The 16,983-nt window shown below is 70.6% G+C and carries 18 protein-coding genes; 13 read left to right on the forward strand and 5 right to left on the reverse strand.

Translation table 11 applies throughout. The features are described from left to right. The first annotated feature begins 280 nt into the window (after window positions 1-280). The 6 genes from E4N62_RS15990 to E4N62_RS16015 all read left to right on the forward strand — a co-directional run bounded on the left by E4N62_RS15990 (window position 281) and on the right by E4N62_RS16015 (window position 6,314). The gene (locus E4N62_RS15990) at window positions 281-748 is read left to right on the forward strand and encodes a peptidoglycan-binding domain-containing protein (protein WP_230215111.1); all 468 of its coding nucleotides are present in this window, start codon (window positions 281-283) and stop codon (window positions 746-748) included. Between the two features lie 268 nt (window positions 749-1,016). Then, a complete protein-coding gene (locus E4N62_RS15995; protein ID WP_230215113.1) occupies window positions 1,017-2,111 on the forward strand; it encodes a peptidoglycan-binding protein in 1,095 nt (364 codons plus the stop codon). A 325-nt stretch (window positions 2,112-2,436) separates the two neighbouring features. Beyond that, a complete protein-coding gene (locus E4N62_RS16000; RefSeq protein ID WP_230215115.1) occupies window positions 2,437-2,625 on the forward strand; it encodes a hypothetical protein in 189 nt (62 codons plus the stop codon). A gap of 1,124 nt (window positions 2,626-3,749) precedes the next feature. Next, window positions 3,750-4,346, forward strand: a complete 597-nt coding sequence (locus E4N62_RS16005) for a TetR/AcrR family transcriptional regulator (RefSeq protein ID WP_230215117.1) — start codon at window positions 3,750-3,752, stop codon at window positions 4,344-4,346. Window positions 4,347-4,479: 133 nt separating this feature from the next. Continuing rightward, complete coding sequence (locus tag E4N62_RS16010; RefSeq protein WP_230215119.1) at window positions 4,480-5,298, forward strand: deiodinase-like protein; 819 nt, start codon at window positions 4,480-4,482, stop codon at window positions 5,296-5,298. Between the two features lie 572 nt (window positions 5,299-5,870). Further along, on the forward strand, window positions 5,871-6,314 hold the full coding sequence (locus E4N62_RS16015) for a MarR family winged helix-turn-helix transcriptional regulator (protein WP_230215121.1): 444 nt from the start codon (window positions 5,871-5,873) through the stop codon (window positions 6,312-6,314). A gap of 29 nt (window positions 6,315-6,343) precedes the next feature. Here the strand turns inward: E4N62_RS16015 and E4N62_RS16020 are convergent, their stop codons facing one another. Then, window positions 6,344-6,496: a hypothetical protein gene (locus E4N62_RS16020; RefSeq protein WP_230215123.1), complete on the reverse strand. Its 153-nt coding sequence runs from the start codon at window positions 6,494-6,496 to the stop codon at window positions 6,344-6,346. 362 nt (window positions 6,497-6,858) lie between these two features. Here E4N62_RS16020 and E4N62_RS16025 point away from each other — a divergent pair, with 362 nt between their 5' ends. Both E4N62_RS16025 and E4N62_RS16030 read left to right on the forward strand, forming a co-directional pair. Continuing rightward, a complete protein-coding gene (locus tag E4N62_RS16025; protein WP_230215125.1) occupies window positions 6,859-7,197 on the forward strand; it encodes a hypothetical protein in 339 nt (112 codons plus the stop codon). An 88-nt stretch (window positions 7,198-7,285) separates the two neighbouring features. Then, complete coding sequence (locus E4N62_RS16030) at window positions 7,286-7,471, forward strand: hypothetical protein (protein ID WP_230215127.1); 186 nt, start codon at window positions 7,286-7,288, stop codon at window positions 7,469-7,471. A 24-nt stretch (window positions 7,472-7,495) separates the two neighbouring features. Here the strand turns inward: E4N62_RS16030 and E4N62_RS16035 are convergent, their stop codons facing one another. The 3 genes from E4N62_RS16035 to E4N62_RS16045 all read right to left on the reverse strand — a co-directional run bounded on the left by E4N62_RS16035 (window position 7,496) and on the right by E4N62_RS16045 (window position 9,882). Continuing rightward, window positions 7,496-7,810, reverse strand: a complete 315-nt coding sequence (locus E4N62_RS16035; protein ID WP_230215129.1) for a sulfurtransferase TusA family protein — start codon at window positions 7,808-7,810, stop codon at window positions 7,496-7,498. Continuing rightward, window positions 7,807-9,063 (reverse strand): MFS transporter, encoded by a 1,257-nt coding sequence (locus E4N62_RS16040; protein WP_230215130.1) that lies wholly within the window; start codon window positions 9,061-9,063, stop codon window positions 7,807-7,809. The genes E4N62_RS16035 and E4N62_RS16040 overlap by 4 nt, the downstream gene beginning before the upstream one ends. Window positions 9,064-9,213: 150 nt before the next feature. After that, window positions 9,214-9,882 carry a metalloregulator ArsR/SmtB family transcription factor gene (locus E4N62_RS16045; RefSeq protein ID WP_230215131.1) on the reverse strand — a complete coding sequence of 223 codons (669 nt, stop codon included), beginning with the start codon at window positions 9,880-9,882 and terminating at the stop codon, window positions 9,214-9,216. 86 nt (window positions 9,883-9,968) lie between these two features. On the opposite strand from E4N62_RS16045, the gene E4N62_RS48685 reads away from it, so the two are divergent. The 5 genes from E4N62_RS48685 to E4N62_RS16075 all read left to right on the forward strand — a co-directional run bounded on the left by E4N62_RS48685 (window position 9,969) and on the right by E4N62_RS16075 (window position 15,389). Further along, window positions 9,969-10,700: an MBL fold metallo-hydrolase gene (locus E4N62_RS48685; protein ID WP_230215132.1), complete on the forward strand. Its 732-nt coding sequence runs from the start codon at window positions 9,969-9,971 to the stop codon at window positions 10,698-10,700. Then, window positions 10,643-11,686, forward strand: a complete 1,044-nt coding sequence (locus E4N62_RS47995) for an MFS transporter (protein WP_308185175.1) — start codon at window positions 10,643-10,645, stop codon at window positions 11,684-11,686. Before E4N62_RS48685 ends, E4N62_RS47995 begins: the two co-directional genes overlap by 58 nt. A gap of 299 nt (window positions 11,687-11,985) precedes the next feature. After that, window positions 11,986-12,747: a DUF4142 domain-containing protein gene (locus E4N62_RS16065; RefSeq protein ID WP_230215133.1), complete on the forward strand. Its 762-nt coding sequence runs from the start codon at window positions 11,986-11,988 to the stop codon at window positions 12,745-12,747. A 345-nt stretch (window positions 12,748-13,092) separates the two neighbouring features. Next, window positions 13,093-14,325 carry an alpha/beta fold hydrolase gene (locus E4N62_RS16070; protein WP_230215134.1) on the forward strand — a complete coding sequence of 411 codons (1,233 nt, stop codon included), beginning with the start codon at window positions 13,093-13,095 and terminating at the stop codon, window positions 14,323-14,325. Between the two features lie 599 nt (window positions 14,326-14,924). Beyond that, window positions 14,925-15,389, forward strand: a complete 465-nt coding sequence (locus E4N62_RS16075) for a hypothetical protein (RefSeq protein ID WP_230215135.1) — start codon at window positions 14,925-14,927, stop codon at window positions 15,387-15,389. A gap of 351 nt (window positions 15,390-15,740) precedes the next feature. Here E4N62_RS16075 and E4N62_RS16080 read toward each other — a convergent pair whose 3' ends face one another. Continuing rightward, complete coding sequence (locus E4N62_RS16080) at window positions 15,741-16,958, reverse strand: alpha/beta fold hydrolase (RefSeq protein WP_230215137.1); 1,218 nt, start codon at window positions 16,956-16,958, stop codon at window positions 15,741-15,743. Between the last annotated feature and the right edge of the window lie 25 nt (window positions 16,959-16,983).

Here is a 16,983-nt window from a genome sequence, read left to right on the forward strand (position 1 = left end):
TCCCGGGCTCATTCTGCATCAGCTGTCACGGGGATCACGCAGCGGCCACGCCGCCCTGGCGCGACTCAACCCTGGCGCGGAACCAGCCGTTCCCTCTCGCCGCAGTCTCGCCGCAGGGACACGGCGGGTGACATCTCTGCAGGTCAGTGGGCGGGACGTCCCGGGATGAGGTCACTTCTGTGTCAGCTGTGGCCGAGCACCGCGCCGAACCCGCAGTCTCGTTGCGGAGCCGGCCGGTGCGGTCGGCTCCGGCCAACGCACGTCAACGGAGGGAAACAGCATGCGAGCTCTCACCAAGGCACTCGTCAGTGTCACCACCGCGGTCGGGATCGCCGCCGGCGGCCTGGCGACCGCGGGAACGGCCATGGCGGCTCCCGCGCAGGTCAAGGAGCAGACGGTGAGTGCCGAGGCCGCCGCGCCGCTCGCGGTGGTCAATCTCGGCCTGAGCGAAGCGCAGGCCAAGGACGTCCAGCGTGCGCTGAAGGCTCGCTGGAGGTACACCGGCGCGATCGACGGGCAGCTCGGCACCAACAGTTGGAAGGCGATGCAGCGCTTCCTCGAGGAGCACTACAGCTACACGGACAGCATCGACGGAATCGTCGGACCCAACACGGTGAAGGCGTTGCAGCGCTACCTCAAGAGGTTCTACGGCTACGCCGGTCCGATCGACGGAATCGCCGGATCCGGGACCAAGGCCGCATTCAAGCGCGCGGCCGATGTCTGCCCCGGCGGCTGCTTGCTGACCTGACCGACAGCGCGGACGTGTCGCGGCCCGTCCTCCTTTGGGGGAGAGGACGGGCCGCGTGCGTCCCCTCCGGTCCACCCGGTGATCCGGACTAGACCCGCCTGGCTGGCCCCGTCCTTCACAACAACGCAGGGGCCCGGGCAGCAATCCTTGCCGTCGTGATGACCCGTCAAGGGCCGCAGGCGGCACTCGGTGAACGACAAGCATTCCAAGCCCTGGTCGGCCCGCCGGGCTCGGCATGCCACAACAAAGAAACGGGATACGGGGAATCATGTCTCTTCGCAGCCGACTCGCGCGCCGCGCGCAGGTCACGCTCATAGGCGTCGCCGCCGGAGGTGTCGCGGCCGCAATCGCCGTCACACCGTCGCTCGCCGACACCGACTCCTCGAAGCTGGCGACGGTCGCCGCCCAGAAGGAGACCGGCTACGGGCCCGAGCCCGAGGCCGGCAGCAAGCTCGTCACCCAGGTCGGCTCGCCGTCGACCATGGCCACAGCCACGCTCTCGCCCGACACGATGATCAACCGGGCCCGTACCTGGCTCACGGCCGACAACGGAGCCCCGGTCCCCTACAGCATGGAGCGCACTTGGAAGGACGGCTACCGCCAGGACTGCTCCGGCTATGTCTCCATGGCACTTGGACTGGGGAAGCCGGGTCTGAACACCGTCGGGCTGGCCGACTCGCGAAGCGGCGTCACCACGCGGCTCAGCAGCATGAGTCAGCTCAAGAAGGGAGACCTGCTGATCGACTACAGCACCACTGACGGCGATTTCCGTCACGTAGTGATCTTCGAGAAGTGGGCCAACGCGTCGCACAGCGCCTACTGGGCGTACGAACAGCGCGGTACGTACGGCACGACCCACCGGCAGCTCAGTTACGGGATCGGCAGTGACAACTACGACCCCTTCCGCCCGGTCAAACTGGGTGATGGCGGTGGCGGCGGGGAGCTCCCGTCCCCGGGTGTCTCCTGGCCGATCCTCCAGAGCGGTTCCAAGGGCGCGGACGTGCGGTCCGCCCAACAGCTGCTGACCGCGCGGGGCCACACGCTCGAGGCCGACGGCATCTTCGGCCCGAACACCCGCTCGGCGGTGATCCAGTTCCAGAAGTCCCAGTCCCTGGCCGCTGACGGCGTCATCGGCCCGGACACTTGGTCAAAGTTGATCAAGACACTGCAGTACGGCTCGTCCGGCCAGGCGGTGAAGGCAGCGCAGACGCAGCTGAACGTCTACGGCTACGGCCTCACGGCCGACGGCGAGTTCGGCTCGAAGACGAAGTCGGCGGCGGTCGCCTTCCAGCAGAACCACCACTTGCAGGTCGACGGCATCATCGGCCCGGAGACCTGGCGCGCCCTGCTCGGCACCCGCTGACGCGAGCGGCCCCGGCGGCCGACCGACGGCTCCTTCCCACTGCGCCCGCAGCGGGAAGGAGCCGTCGCTGTGCATCCTCCTCCCCTTCGAAGGAGAGCCTGCCGGACCGCTGAACTGCCAATGGCGACTGGAGTGTTACCTCGTCCTCGACAACGATCCGGGCAGGGCCGGCGACGCCTGGGCAGGGGCACTCGGCGACGGCCGGTGGACCAGCACGCAGACTTGGTTCCCCGCCCATGAGGACTCCGCCCCCGAACGCCACGAGTACCGCGACGCCAGGACGCACGACCGTCTCGTCGTCACGCTGATCCGGGACCTTGAGGCGTTGGACCTTCTGGATGCCGCGCCCCGTTTCGAGGGCGCCGAGACCTACGAGCGGGAGCGGCGGAGCTTCGCGGGCCACAAGGCCGCGGGACACGCAGTGGCAGAAGGCCGCACCGTCGCCCGAATCTCGTTGGTCCGCGCCTACTACAGCGAGCGCGGCAGCGCTCCGTACGAGCCTCAGTATTGGTGACGGGCCAGTGCCCCAGAAGGCACCCGCCCCGGTCCGGCTTCGGACCGCTCACGGGACAGCTCAGCCGGCATCGACTCGGAGAGGACGAGTTTCCCAGAAGTCCTGTGCACACGCTGAGACACTCTCCAACCAGCCGACCGAACAGAGCCCACACCAGCACCATGTCGTCCTCGCTTCCGCTCTGCGCACCGGTCCTCTCGCTCCGTGCCCAATCCGTGCCCGCAGGAACGGCAAACCACGGTCAACAGCGGTACGAACCAGCCCGCCACAGCCACCCCGTGAGAAAGCACCTTCCCAGGTCAGAGCCGTAGAGCCTGCCCAAGCGCCGTCGCTTCCCAAGCTGAGAGCGCGAGTTCGATTCTCGTCACCAGCTCTTCTAGCCCCGGGTCAGCGGCATGGGGCTTGTGCGTTGGCGGGGATCTTTCCGCAGGATCCGTCCTCCGGGCGCACGAAGATGGGGCACGTGGAGGGCACGAGTTCTCGACGGCCGTAGCAGGCTTCCCGACCCTGACCTCGAACGGTGCATGTGACCTGCGGTTTCGCTGCATCAAGCACGTGGGTCACACGTGTGAGCCCTCAGCCTGCCCGTCCCGTCGGAGAGACATTGGCGTTTGCGGGCGCCGCAGGACTATTGGTTGCCCAACTCCTGCCGAGGAGACATGACTTCAACGAGTGCGCCGCGGTGGGCACGGACGGACCCGCGGCACCGAGGTGATGCTCCGCCATCTCCAGCACGGTAGTCGGCATCGTCATGGAGGACAGTCAGGCCATGCATGCGTCACCCGCGCGCATCACCCGCTGGTGGTGCCCGTGCCCACGGCGTGCCCGTAAGAGCGGAAAGCCTTGGCCACCAGCGGTGCGACTGCCACAACCACCTCGGCAACGAGCGCCTGTGCACGGCAGAGACATACGGACCACCCAAGCGCCGTCGCTTCCCGAGCGGAGAGCGCGTCGGTGCCGCACCCCTACCGCCCCCGTTCCCCGACCGGTGGGAACACCTCCATCAAGTGCGTGAAGGCGGCAGCGCCCGAACACGCCGGACTGGGCTCAACCGCGAGAGGACTACCCCTTGACCGGTCGGTCAAGGGGGCTTACGGTTGACCGATCAGTCAAGTGGAGGGTCGATGACGGACGACACCCGCACCCGCCTCGTACGGACAGCGCGCGCGCTGATCCACGGCTCGTCGTTCGCCGAGGTCGGCATCGGGGACCTCTGCCGTGAGGCGGGAGTACACCGCGGCAGTCTGTACCACTTCTTTCCCTCCAAGGAGGCCGTCGGCCTCGCCGTGATCGACGCGAACTGGGAACTCCTCAAGGCGGTCCTGGACGAGTCGTTCGACAGCGAGGCGCCACCGCTGGAGCGCATCGACGCCTTCATCGGCGGATTCGCCGGCATGCTGACCGCGGCCCGGGACCGGATGGGCGCCGTGCCGGGCTGCCCCATCGGCAACCTCGCCCTCGAACTCGCCGGACGCCCCGGAGAGGCATCGGTCAGGATCACCGAGATCCTGACCGCATGGCAGCGGTACTTCCGCGACGCCGTCGCCGAGGCCGTGCTCAGAGGGCACGTCCCGGCGGGAGTCGAACCCGACACGGCAGCCCTGCGCGCTCTGGCCTACCTCCAGGGCATCACCCTCATGGCCAAGGCGTACGACAGGCCGACGCTCGTCACCGAGGCCAGGACGGCGATCCGGATGCTGATCCAGGCCCCCGCCTCCTGACCCCGCCCCCGGTCGGCCGGTTCGCGATCCGGCCGGACGGCGGCCGTCCCCGCGCGGGGCGCCGCGCCGGTTCCCCTGTCCGTTGACTTGACCGAACGGTCAAGTCAACGGACGTCCCTCCCAAGGAGCACACATGGACTCGCACCTTCCCGCACGCCCCTCCGGTTCGGACTACCGCTTCGAACGCTTCCGGACACGGCTCCTGATCGACGACATGACGTTCGGCCGCAACGCCCTCGGCCCAGGCAGCCGTCTGCCGGAGTTCGACCTGCCCACCCTCGACGGCGGCCGTTTCACCTCCCACACACTCGGCCGACGGCCGGTGCTCATGGTCTTCGGATCCCGGACCTGCCCCGTCACCGAGAGCGCCGTGCCCGTACTCAAGCGACTCCACACGCGATTCGGCGAGCGGATCCGCTTCGTGCTGGTCAACACCCGGGAGGCGCACCCGGGTCAGACGATCGGCCAGCCGACCACCGCCGCGGAAAAGTACCGGCACGCAGAGCGGTTGCGCCATCATCACGACATCCCGTTCGAGGTCGCGGTCGACGACATCGACGGCACCCTGCACCGCGCCTTCACCCCCAAACCGAACTCCGCCTACCTCATCGACACGACCGGCACCATCACCTTCCGCTCGCACTGGGCCAACGACGAAGCGGCCCTGCGTCGGGCCCTGGAGCAGGCGGCATCCGGGAACACCGTCCACGGACGCAGCCGGGCCATGGCAGGGCCGCTGCTCCGCGCCGTCGGACACCTCCCGGGCATCGTCACCGCCGCCGGTAGCAGGACCGGTCACGACGTCTGGCGCGCCGCACCCCCACTCGCGATCCTCGGCGCGCTCTCGCGGCTCTTCCCCCGCCTTCCCGCCGACCTACGAGGCCCAGCCGCCGCGGCCGCCGCCCTGATCATCGGCGCAGCGACTGCCGGTCTGCTCGTCGCACTGACCTGACGCAGGCTCCACGTCTCCGTCTTCCCGGGGTAGGGCCTGCTCCGCCTGTCCCGCGGCCGCATCACCGTCCTCGACCGCGAACGGCTCGGGAACGCCGCATACTGACGTCACCGATCCGTAGGGCTCCGCTCCGCTGCCTGCCTGAGCCGTCGCCACTACTCTGACAGGCGGTCGCTCCCCGTGCACCAGGCCTCCATGGCCGCTCAGCCGGCCGACGGCGTCCCTCGGCCGGGGTCGGCACGGCGGAAGAGCACATGGCCGCAGTGGCTCCCTGGATGCTCGGTTTCGAATCTCGTCGCCCTCTCGTGAGGATCGGCCGACACAGAACCGGCGACGGCGGAAATCGACACCGTCCCAGACTCGCCCCCACTCGGGCGTCTGCCTCGGAACCGGCGCGACCGGGTCCGGCACCCTCGCGACCTCAGGCACAGCTGTCGCACCCCGGCCGGCAGCGGCTCGCGGCCCGTTCCTCGCCCGACAGGCGCCCTTGGGCACCGTCACATCATCGGCCGGTCAGGCACACCTCGGAGAGATGGTCGCATCGCCGAACCATCTGGTTGTAGCGTCGAACCATGTCGGAGGATGGTGGAGCAGCGGACCCCGCTCTGTTGCAGGACGCACTGCGGAGTTTCGTCCGTGCTTTCGGGCTGCACCAGCCCGAAAGCACTCCGTGCGGTCAGGCGATCCCGGTCTCCGAGGCTCACGCCCTCGGCGAGCTTGCGCAGGAGGGCGAACTGCGGCAGGTGGAACTGGCCCGCCGGCTGCGCCTGCAGAAGAGCACCGTCAGCCGGCTCGTCGGGCAGTTGACCGCCCGCGGTTGGGTAGAACGCGCTCCCGCCCCCGAAGACGGTCGCGGCGTCACCCTGCGCCTCACGCCCTCCGGACAGACGGCCGCGCACCACCTCGCCGACGCGCGGCGGGAGAAGTTCGCCCGGCTGCTCGATGCGATCCCGCCCGACGAGCGAGCAGGCGTACTGCACGCCCTCGGAGTCCTGACGGAGGCACTGGATGAATAACGGCAGGCGCCGACTCTTGACGGCGGGCATCACTGCAGGGGGGTGTCGGCGCGGCGCTGGCCGCTCTCCTGCTGATCGGCGACCCACAGCATGAGAGCGGCGACCGGCGGACCGGTCGGCAGGAGGCGGTCGCCGAACGCGGCCGGACCGTGATGCCCTTCGACCTCGAAGCGACCACTCACCACTTCACCGTTCCCGAAAACTGAGCAGGAGTGAACCTGACTCAGCCGCACGCCCCGAACGGTCTTGAGCGCACTGGTCCCTGGCGTACTCAACCCCGAGGCAGCGACACGCATCCTGTGCGTGGTCCGATCCCGGGAGGCCGGTTCCCTGTGCGACCTGGCCAAGTGGATACGGCCAGTGGCGACGGGCAGGCCCCGAACCATCTCTCCGGTGAAGCAGGGGCCCCGCACGCTGGCGCCATATCCGGCGTCCCAGATCGCGCGATCACGTCAACCCGGACCGCCCAGGGCGCCGCAAGCCAGGAAACCGACCATCACACGATCGAGTCAAAGCGGCCTTATGCGCGCTCCTAGGCCAGCAGTTGCCAACCCCCAGCGAGACGGGCGGCGTCCAGGACGTCGTCGCCGACCAACCCGACGACGCCGAGCAGGTCAACCTCATCCGCACTCACCTCCAGCAGGAGGCCGAAGCGTTCGGCCAGGGAGACTTCGGCGACCCGTCCCAGATCCACGGCGACAGCATGCCGGGCCTGGCGGAACTGGAAGACGGCTACGAGCGCGTCGAGGTGCGCTACCGGGAACGGCCCGACGGCGCCACCCTCACCTACACCACCGACGAGCCCGCCCTGGTCGATGCCCTGCACGACTGGTTCGAAGCACAGCTCAGCGACCACGGCGACCACGCCGAAGCGGGACACTGACCGACGCGACGAGCACCTGAGCAGACCCACCGCCGCACACATCGCACGATCTGAAGTGGACCGTTTTGACGATCCGTACGAGTTGAGCGTGGGTGTGCCCTCCGTCGAGGTCTCGCGCCGTCTGCGGGAGAAGGGCCGTACGGTCACGGCGACCCTGCGGGGTGGCCGCGACTCCATGGCCGCCGAGTTGTTCGGTCATATGCCCGCCGCGCACCTGGAGGTGCTCCAGGGCGGGCTGGAGGTTGCGATCGAGCGATTGCGGGCGATGGGGTGAGTGTGCCGGACGTCGTCGCCGCGCTCAGCCTTTGGTCCCGTTCTGCCGACCGCCCGGGTGCCACGGCGCGTCGGGCCGGGTGGGCAGAGCATCGGCCGTCAGGCGGAGCGCGTACACATCCCGGTCTGGGTCGGGGACGGGTCCGAGGTAGGTGTGGCCGGTCATGTGGCACCAGGCGGGCAGGTCGAGCGGGGCGGCCGGGTCGGGGGCAATGACGTGGACGACCGAGCCGGGCTCGGCGTCGGCGATATAGGCACGCGGCTTCAGCAGGAGGGTGACGCGGAGCAGGCCGGTGCCGTCGACCGTGATGTCGGCCGCGGAGGCGGTGGGGATGGTCATCGGCGGCTCGCGGTGGCGGCGATGGCGGGCAGGACGGCGAGGGCGAGGATTCCGCCGGTGAGGGCGAGGACGGGGTAGCCGGAGGCGGCCACGACGAGACCGGAGGCCAGGCCGCCGGTGGCGCCTGCGATGGCGATGGAGACGTCGACCATGCCCTGGGTCTTGGCGCGGGTGGCCAGGGGCACGGTGTCGGTGATGATCGCGGTGCCGGCCACGAGGCCGAGGTTCCAGCCCAGGCCGAGCAGGGCGAGGGCCACGGCGAGCGGGGCGACGGAGTCGGTGGGTGCGGTGGCGGCGAGGATACCCGCGGCCAGAAGGGTGATGCCGGAGGCGACGGCGACCTTGATGCGGCCGTAGCGGTCGGCGAGCCGTCCGGTCAGGGGTGAGGGCAGGAACATCGCGGCCACGTGGACGGCGATGACGAAGCCCGAGGCAGTGGTGGTGTGGCCGTGGTCGTGCATGTGGACGGGCGTCATCGTCATGATCGCGACCATGACGAGCTGAGTGAGGACCATGATCAGCGCGCCCAGGACGACACCGGCGCTGCGGCCCCGGGCCGAAGCCGTCTCCTCCGCACTGGTGGTGCCGTTGCCGAGGGACTGCTCGGTGTCGAGGGTCCGGGCGAGGAGCAGGGGGTCGGGGCGCAGCCAGATCGCCAGGACGAGGGCGGCGGCCACGTAGGCGACGGTGGCCAGGAGGAACGGCCCGGCCAGGCGGGGGATGCCGAGGGCGTGGGCGAGGTCGCCGGTGAGTGAGGTGAGGTTGGGGCCGACGACGCCGCCCAGGGTCGTGGCGACCAGGACGGTGGAGACCGCGCGTCCTCGGCGGTCGGGGGCGGCGAGATCGGCGCCCGCATAGCGCGCTTGGAGGTTGGTGGCGCTGCCGGCGCCGTAGACGAACAGCGCGATGAAGAGCAGGACGGGGTTGTCAGCGACGGCTGCGGCGACGACACCAGCGCCGCCGACCGCTCCCACGAGGTACCCGGCGGCGAGGCCGGAGCGGCGGCCCCGGGCCTGGGACATGCGGCCGACGGTGACGGCGGCGAGGGCGGAACCCGCGGTGAACAAGGCACTGGGCAGGCCGGCCAGGCCGGTGGAGCCGAGCATGTCCTGGGCCAGCAGCGCGCCGACGGTGATGCCGGCGGCGAGGCCGGCGCCACTGAGGACCTGGGCGGTGACCAGGACGGTCAGGACGCGTCGCTGCGCCTGGGAGCGCGGGGATATCTCGGTCGCGGCGGAGTCGGTGCTCGTCAAGAGGGCTCTTTCGCTGGGGCGGCGGGGACGGGGAAGCAGGCCCGCCGCTGCGAGGAGCGTGCGGACGACCGGGGCGTGTTGGTCAGTGAGTGTCAAAGGCCGGGGCACGCGGATGGCCCGACTCGCTCCGCGGCCTCAGACGCGCGGGGATCACGCGGCTTCGCCGATGGCTACCGGCATCTCGGCGAGGCGCCACTCCAGCATGCCGTCGGACAGCCGCACGGCTCGCCGCCCGCGGGCGTTGAGCAGCCGTACGGCGTCGTGGGCCATGACGCAGTACTCGCCGCGGCAGTAGGCGACGACCTCGGTGTCGGCGGGCAACTCGGCGATGCGGTCGGCGAGTTCCTCGACCGGGATGGAGAGGGCGCCGGGGATGTGCCCGGCGGCGTATTCCTCGGCCGGACGCACGTCCAGGACGACGACCTCGCCCGCCTGCGCGCGGGCCAGCAGTTCCTCGCGCCCGACGCCCTCCGGCTGGTCGTCGCCGAGGTAGGCGGTGCGGGCGGCCTCGACGCCTGCCTGGTGGGTCTGGGCGACCCGGCGCAGCAGGGCGTACAGGGCGGAGACGTCGTCGCCGGCCAGCCGGTAGTGGATGCGTACGCCGTCGCGGCGGGTGGACACCAGCCCCGCCTGCTTGAGGGTCTGCAGATGCGCGGAGGCGGTGGTCAGGTTCAGCCCGGCCGCCTTGGCGAGGGCGTCGACGGTGCGCTCGCCCTGGGCCAGCAGGTCGAGCAGCTCCAGACGCTTCCCGCTGCTCAGCGCCTTGCCGGTATGGGCGAAGGCGTCGTACAGCGCCGACTTGCGCGCGGGGTCTCTCATGACGTCCTCCATAAATCCATGGAATATTATATCCGTGGCCGGGCGCCCTGACCACCCGCCGCCTACCGTGACGCCAGGAGGACGCGATGGGCTTCGCCGACGATCACCTGATACCGCTGGTCGACGAGGGGCTGGGCAACAGCGCCTACCTCGTCGACCTCGGCGACCGACGGGCCCTGGCGGTGGACGCGAGCCGTGATCTGCGCGCCCTGCGCACCGCCGCCGCACGGCGCGGACTGAGCGTCGCCTACGCCGCCGACACCCACCTGCACGCCGACTTCCTCACCAGCGCCCTCCAGCTCGCCGCCGACGACGGCGCGACCGTCCTGGCCTCCGCCGCCGGACACCGCGCCTTCCCCCACACCGCGCTCACCGACGGCGACGAGACAGACCTGGGCGGCCTGACACTGCGGGCCCTGGCCACCCCCGGCCACACCGACGAGCACCTGTCCTTCCTCCTCCTGGACGGCACCCATGAGCTGGGCGTCTTCACCGGCGGCTCCCTCATCGTCGGCTCCGCCGCCCGCACCGACCTGCTCGGCGCCGACCGCGCGGACGAACTCGCCCGAGCCCAGTACCACTCCCTGCGGCGCCTGACCCAGCTACCGGACACGACCGCTGTGTGGCCCACGCACGGCGCCGGCTCCTTCTGCTCCGCTCCGCCCGGCGCCGAACGCACCACCACCATCGGCGCCCAGAAGCAGGCCAACGCCCTGCTCGCCGCGCCGGACGAGGACAGGCCTTCGGCGCCACCAAGGCCATCACCAACTTCTTCGCCGGCACCCTCTCCGACCGCTACGGCCGCAAGCCGGTCCTGATCGCCGGCTGGCGGATCGCCCTGCCCGTGCCCGCCATGCTCGCCTGGGGCCCGACCTGGGGCTGGATCATCGCCGCCAACGTCCTGCTCGGCATGAACCAGGGCCTGACCTGGTCCACCACCGTCATCATGAAGATCGACCTGGTCGGCCCGGAACGCCGCGGCCTGGCCATGGGCTTCAACGAGGCAGCCGGATACGTCGCGGTCGCCGCCACCGCCATGGCCACCGGCGCCATCGCCGAACACGCCGGGCTGCGCCCCGAGCCCTTCCTCCTCGGCGCCGCCTATGTCGTCCTGGCCCTGGGCCTGTCCACCCTCGCCGTCCGCGAGACCCGCGACCACGCCCGCGCCGAGGCCGCCCACCACCCCCGACAAACAGGCTCCGATGCCGAGTTGACCACCAGCCAGATCGCCCGCCTCACCAGCCTGAGCGACAAGGCCCTGTCCGCCGCCAGCCAGGCCGGCATGGTCAACAACCTCAACGACGCCCTCGCCTGGGGCATCTTCCCCCTGCTCTTCGCCACGCACGGCCTGTCCATCGCCCAGATCGGCGTCCTCGCCGCCCTCTACCCCGCCGTGTGGGGCGCGGGCCAGATGCTCACCGGCTGGTGGTCCGACCACATCGGCCGCAAACACCTCATCACCGCGGGCATGCTGCTCCAGGCCGCCGCCATCGCCCTCGTCGCCGCCGGCACCACCTTCTCCGTCTGGGCCACCGCCCAGGTCCTGCTCGGCATGGGCACCGCGCTGGTCTACCCGACCCTCCTCGCCGTCATCGGCGACGTCGCCCACCCTGCCTGGCGCGCCCGCTCCGTCGGCGTCTACCGCCTGTGGCGCGACGGCGGCTTCGCCGTCGGCGCCCTCCTCGCCGGAATCCTCGCCGACGCCTACGGCCTCACCACCGCCATCTGGGCCGTCGCCGCCCTGACCGCCGTCTCCGGCCTCGTCGTCGCGATGCGCATGTACGAGACCCATCCGCGCACCTGACCACCCTCGGACGTCACCGTGCCAGAACCCCGTCCCGACCCAACGCCTGGGTGGAACGCCTCTTCGAGTTCCGGACGGCCCCCGCTCCCCCGTTCCGCATGTACCGCGCGGCAGGACCCGCGAGCGATCACCCCGTCGAGACGTGACACACATCACGCCACCTGATGCAATTTTTCCTCTGCGCAATGATTCACCCGGCGCGCTCGTCCGTACCTCCTGGCGACCGAGATTCACTCCCCGGCGGATCCCTCGCGCTCGCGCCCCGAACGGGGTCCCGCGTCCGCACGCCAGGAGGAACCATGCGCATCCCACGTACCGCAGGAGCCATCTTCATGAGCGGCGGCCTCCTGATGACGGTCGTCGCCCTCGCCTACCCCGCCATCCTGGGAGTCGAGAAAACGGCCACCTCGACCGAGCGCGTCATCGCCACCACGCCGTTCGGTCCGTTGACGGAGGCCGACCGGGACTTCGTCATCAAGGTGCGCTCGGCGGGGCTCTGGGAGTATCCGCTGGGCGAGATGGCCATGGAGCGCGGTACGACCCCGGAGATGAAGGAGGCGGGCGAGCATCTGGTCGTCGGGCACGCCGGTCTCGACGAGATGTGCCGCAGGATCGCCCCGGAGCTGGGCATCACGCTCAACAACCAGGCGAGCCCGCAACAGCAGCAGTTCGTGGCCACCGTGGACGCGGCCACCGGCAAGGAGTTCGACTCCACCGCCGTGCAGATCATGCGCGTCACGCACGGCCAGATCTTCCCGGCCATCGCCAAGATCCGCGCCAGTACCCGCAACACCCTGGTGCGCCAGCTCGCCGACCTCGCCAACGACACCGTGCTCGACCACATCACCGTGCTGGAGAAGACCGGCCTGGTCAATCACGAGAACGTCAACTACCAGCAGACCAACCCCCCGAAGGTGCCCGAGGAGCAGGCCACCCCGCCCGTGCCCCAGCCGGGCGCTCCCATGGTCGTCCTGACCCCGCGCCCGGACCTGGACGTCAACACCGCCGCACCGACCGCTCCCCCGAGCCCTTCGGCGTCGCCGTCCACCGGGGAGGAGTGACACCGGCGTCCACCGCACCGGGTCGCCTCGGCCTCACGCCTGGCGACCGAACAGGCGGCGAGGAGAGGGGCACTCCGGCCCGGCTCGTCACAGAGCACAGATACCGACCGCCCTCGGTGCCGGTCCCTGGCCCGCCTTCGACCAGGGTCACCACCACCGGCCGCACCTCACCCCGCTGGGTCAGCACCAGCCAGCCGATTCTGACTGGGGCTTTCCCGATCCGGCCGACTGCCGACGCGACCTGTGCGACCTGCGGGACCTGCGGGACCTGTGCAGCCACCGTGACGGACACACCCGAATATCGCTCATGTGTACGCCCACAGAAAGGAGTTGTACGCTGCAAAGGTGAAGGGGGACAAGTATCGCTTCGGAGAGTTCGAGCTGGACCTCTCTCGGCGGCAGCTCCGTCGGACCGGCGAGCCGGTCCACGTCGAGCCCCGGGCCCTGGACCTGCTGTGTCACCTGGTCCAGCACCGGGACCGGGTGGTTCCGAAGAGCGAGTTGCTCGACGAGGTGTGGGGTGACCGCTTCGTCAGCGAGGCGGCCCTCACCACGGCGCTGCGGACCGCGCGTCTGGCCGTGGGCGACACCGGCAGCCGCCAGCAGCTGATCCGTACCGTGCACCGGCGGGGCTGTCAGTTCGTGGCGCCGGTGACAGCCGTCGGTGACGCCACGTCCGCGAGCACCGACCAGGGAACCGAAGTCGTCGGGACGACAGCCGACGGGCCGAGCGGCGCCGACCGTCAGACCATCCGGTTCTGCAGGGCCGGTGACGGCACGCGCATCGCCTATGCCGCCGTCGGCTCGGGCCCGCCCCTGCTCAAGGCGGCCAACTGGATGTCCCACCTCGACCTGGAGTGGACGACCCCGGTGTGGTCGCACTGGCTGCGCGGGCTCGCCCGCAACCACCGGCTGATCCGCTACGACGAGCGCGGGTGCGGCCTCTCCGACTGGGTGGTGCCGCGCTTCACGTTCGAGGACTGGGTCGACGATCTGGAGACCGTGGTCGAGGCCGTGGGGCTCGACAGGTTCCCTCTGCTCGGGGTGTCGCAGGGCGGTGCGGTGGCGGTGGCCTATGCCGTGCGCCATCCGGAGCGGGTCAGCCGGCTGATCCTCGCCGGGGCCTACGCCCGGGGGCGGCAGGTCCGGGCCCGAAGCGAGACCGAGGGCGCCGAGGCGGCCCTCGACCTGGATGTGGCCCGGGTGGGATGGATCCATCAGGACCCCAGATTCCTGCGGGTCTTCGCCTCCCAGTTCCTGCCCGACGGCACACCGGAGGACTGGGACGAGTTCAGCGCTTTTCAGCGGCGCACGACCTCGCCGTCCAACGGGGTGCGATTCCTTGAGGAGTTCGCCCGGATCGACGTGTCCGACATCGCCCACAGGGTGGCCTGTCCGACGCTGATCCTCCATTCCCGCGACGACGAGCGGGTGCCGGTCTCCCAGGCCAATGAACTGGCCGCGCTCATTCCCGACAGCCGGCTGGTCCTGCTCAAGAGCCGCAGTCACCTGCTCACCGAGTACGAACCGGCCTGGGACGAGTTCCTGTCGCACGTCGACGCCTTCCTGACCGAGTGAGCCACCACTCCTCAGCAGCCGAGAGCTGAGGAGCCGCCAGGCCGGGGGGCGGCCCGGCCGGCTGCGGGCCGAGGGATCGGTGGGCAGCTGTCCGGACCCGGGACGGCCGTGGCCAGGTCGTCAGCGACTCGGGCCGGCGAAGTCGGTCCTGGCGGCCTCGGCGCGCTGGGCGGAGAAGCCGACGGCCGTGTTCCTCCCCGATGACGGCGTCTTCCGAGTCTGCCCGCCCCGTACGTGGGCCTCCCGAAGTTGCCCGGCTCGATTTCCCGGGCAGGCTGTCGGCAGCCTACGGACGGCTGCGGCACCAGGTGCCGACCAGCCCGTGGGCCTCATCTCGCCGGCCTCGCACGCCGCCGTCGGCGTCCGGTCCGCCGGTCCCGGTGCGCACCCGCTCCCCGTCAACCCGGCTCACCGACTGAGCGCCACACCCTCAGCCCCTCCTCAGCCCGCCCTCAGGCGAGCCTCAGACGTCCACCAAGTCTTGGCCGCCGACGAGCCCGATGCTTGAAGTGTGCCGGGCGGAGGGGCAGTCGTGAAGGCATCTCCCCCAGGCCGGCACTCACCTCAGACGCAGGACAACGCGAGAGAAGGACACGAAGATGCGACTCGACAACACCAGGACGTCCGGTCAGGCCCGGACTCGCCGGGGGCTGGCGCTGCTGATCGCGACCGGGGCCGGGCTGGGCTCCCTGCTGCTGGGAACGGTTCCCGCGCACGCCAACGCCACCACCAAGCACGTCGCGGCGGACGGCATGTCCGTCCAGTTCAAGACGAGCGACAGCAGTCGCAACGTGCGGGGCAACATCACGTTCACCGTGAACGCGGACGGCAACTGGAGGATCGACGCGAACGCGACCAACCCGCGGCCCGCGGGCCGCAACGTCCACTGGGTCTGTGACCTGTCGTGGGACGCGTCGGACGTCAGGCACTCGACGGGCACGAAGTGGGTGCCCCGCAAGTCGACCCGCACCCTCACCGCGGCGGCGTACGACCCCTTCGTCCAGGCGGACTTCGCCACCATCGCCGCCCGCGGGACGGCCGACTGCGACATCGTCATCGGCTAGTCGTACACCGTTTCCGCAGGCCGGCGGATAGGCGGGTTGGCGGGTCGGCCCGAGGAGACCATCGACGTGCGTGAAGTCGGCTGACGACTTCACGGACGTCCGGTCAGAACATCGCGGGGGAACGCGGACACACGAGGAGCATCTACTCCTGCCGGCCGTCACGGGCCCACCGGCCGAGGCTGTGCCGGTGGGCCCTCGCCCGTCGCTCACGTCCTCCATGTCCTCCCGGTGCCGCCACGGTCAAGCCGAACCGCCTGCGGCAGTGCCGGTGCGTTCGCCCGGCCGCCACGGCTGTGCACCGCGCCCCGCAGCGCCCTCCCGTCGTCGCAGTCGTTCCGTCTGCCGGGCGGGCTACTCGGAGAGGAAGTTGTGGAGGTGGGTGAGGAAGGTGGGCCAGGCCGGGTCGTCGGCCGTGAACAGGTGGTTGCGGCCTTCGAGCAGAACCAGCCGACTGTCGGGGACGAGCGTGGCCAGTTCCAGGGCCTGCGCGACGGGGACACGCGCGTCGTCGCGGGAGTGGATGATCAGCGTGGGGCAGGTCACCTCGTGTGCGACGCCCGAGACGTCGATGCGGGTGAACTCCTCCAGGAAGCGCAGGCCGTTGGCGGGCGAGGTCGTCTGCCGCTGGTACGCGGCGAACGCGTCCCACTCCGCGGGAGTGGCGTCGGCGAGGAACTGGGAGGCGAAGTAGCGCAGGAAGCTGCTGCTGTCCTGCGAACGCCATCCGGCGCGGGCGATGTCGAGGTCGACCTCGGCTGCATCACGCTCGGCCTGGCTGCCCGCACGGATCAACTGCCCACGGGCATAGGCGGAGGTGAGGACCAGATGGCTGACCCGCTCGGGGCGAAGCGCGGCGTAGGCGACCGCCACCGCGCCGCCCTGCGACACCCCGAGCAGAGGGAAGCGGTCGAGGCCGACGGCATCGGCCACGGCATCGAGGTCGGCGACCAGGTCGTCGAGCGTGAAGCTGCCCATGTCCCATGAGGAGAGGCCGCAGCCCCGCTCGTCGTAGCGGACGAGCTGCCGGCCGCGGGTGAGACCGTCGAACCAGTGGGCCCACATCGGGGAGGTCCGGTCGAGGTCGAGGTGGGTCAGCCAGTTGGCGGTCTTCACCAGGGGCGGACCCTCGCCGGTGAGCGCGTAGGCGATGCGGGTGCCGTCGGCGGACCGGCAGAAACGGATGACCTCGCGGTCCGCGTCCGCCCCTGCCGGCCCCCCGGAGGCCGGGGGCGGGGCGGCCGGAGCGGTGGAAGCCACCGTGGTGTGCGCCACGAACCGGTAGCCGTGCGGACGTATGGTGCGAATCAGCTGCTGTCGTGTGTCACTGTCACCGATCGCGAGACGGGCCGTGCGCAGCAAGGCGGCGAGTGCGGCCTCGCTGACCGCGTGGCCGCGCCCCATCCTGTCGCGCAGCTCGTCTTCGGACACGACGCGACCACGGTGCTCGACCAGGTGGCACAGGAGGTCCAGTGCCCGGGGCTCGACGTCGACCCACTGTCCGTCATGACTGAGTCGGCGGCGGTCCGCGTCCAACGCGTACTGCCCGAACCGGTACACCGAGCTGTCCACGCGAAAACTTTACAACGTCTTTTCA

This window comes from Streptomyces sp. MNU76 (assembly GCF_020982545.1).
Taxonomy (GTDB): Bacteria; Actinomycetota; Actinomycetes; order Streptomycetales; family Streptomycetaceae; genus Streptomyces.

Excerpts from the sequence above, each read along its gene's own strand:
- E4N62_RS15990 (WP_230215111.1), top strand. The coding sequence starts at position 281 with ATGCGAGCTCTCACCAAGGCACTCGTCAGTGTCACCACCGCGGTCGGG.
- E4N62_RS15995 (WP_230215113.1), top strand. The coding sequence starts at position 1,017 with ATGTCTCTTCGCAGCCGACTCGCGCGCCGCGCGCAGGTCACGCTCATA.
- E4N62_RS16005 (WP_230215117.1), top strand. The coding sequence starts at position 3,750 with ATGACGGACGACACCCGCACCCGCCTCGTACGGACAGCGCGCGCGCTG.
- E4N62_RS16010 (WP_230215119.1), top strand. The coding sequence starts at position 4,480 with ATGGACTCGCACCTTCCCGCACGCCCCTCCGGTTCGGACTACCGCTTC.
- E4N62_RS16015 (WP_230215121.1), top strand. The coding sequence starts at position 5,871 with ATGTCGGAGGATGGTGGAGCAGCGGACCCCGCTCTGTTGCAGGACGCA.
- E4N62_RS16035 (WP_230215129.1), bottom strand. The coding sequence starts at position 7,810 with ATGACCATCCCCACCGCCTCCGCGGCCGACATCACGGTCGACGGCACC.
- E4N62_RS16045 (WP_230215131.1), bottom strand. The coding sequence starts at position 9,882 with ATGAGAGACCCCGCGCGCAAGTCGGCGCTGTACGACGCCTTCGCCCAT.
- E4N62_RS48685 (WP_230215132.1), top strand. The coding sequence starts at position 9,969 with ATGGGCTTCGCCGACGATCACCTGATACCGCTGGTCGACGAGGGGCTG.
- E4N62_RS16065 (WP_230215133.1), top strand. The coding sequence starts at position 11,986 with ATGCGCATCCCACGTACCGCAGGAGCCATCTTCATGAGCGGCGGCCTC.
- E4N62_RS16075 (WP_230215135.1), top strand. The coding sequence starts at position 14,925 with ATGCGACTCGACAACACCAGGACGTCCGGTCAGGCCCGGACTCGCCGG.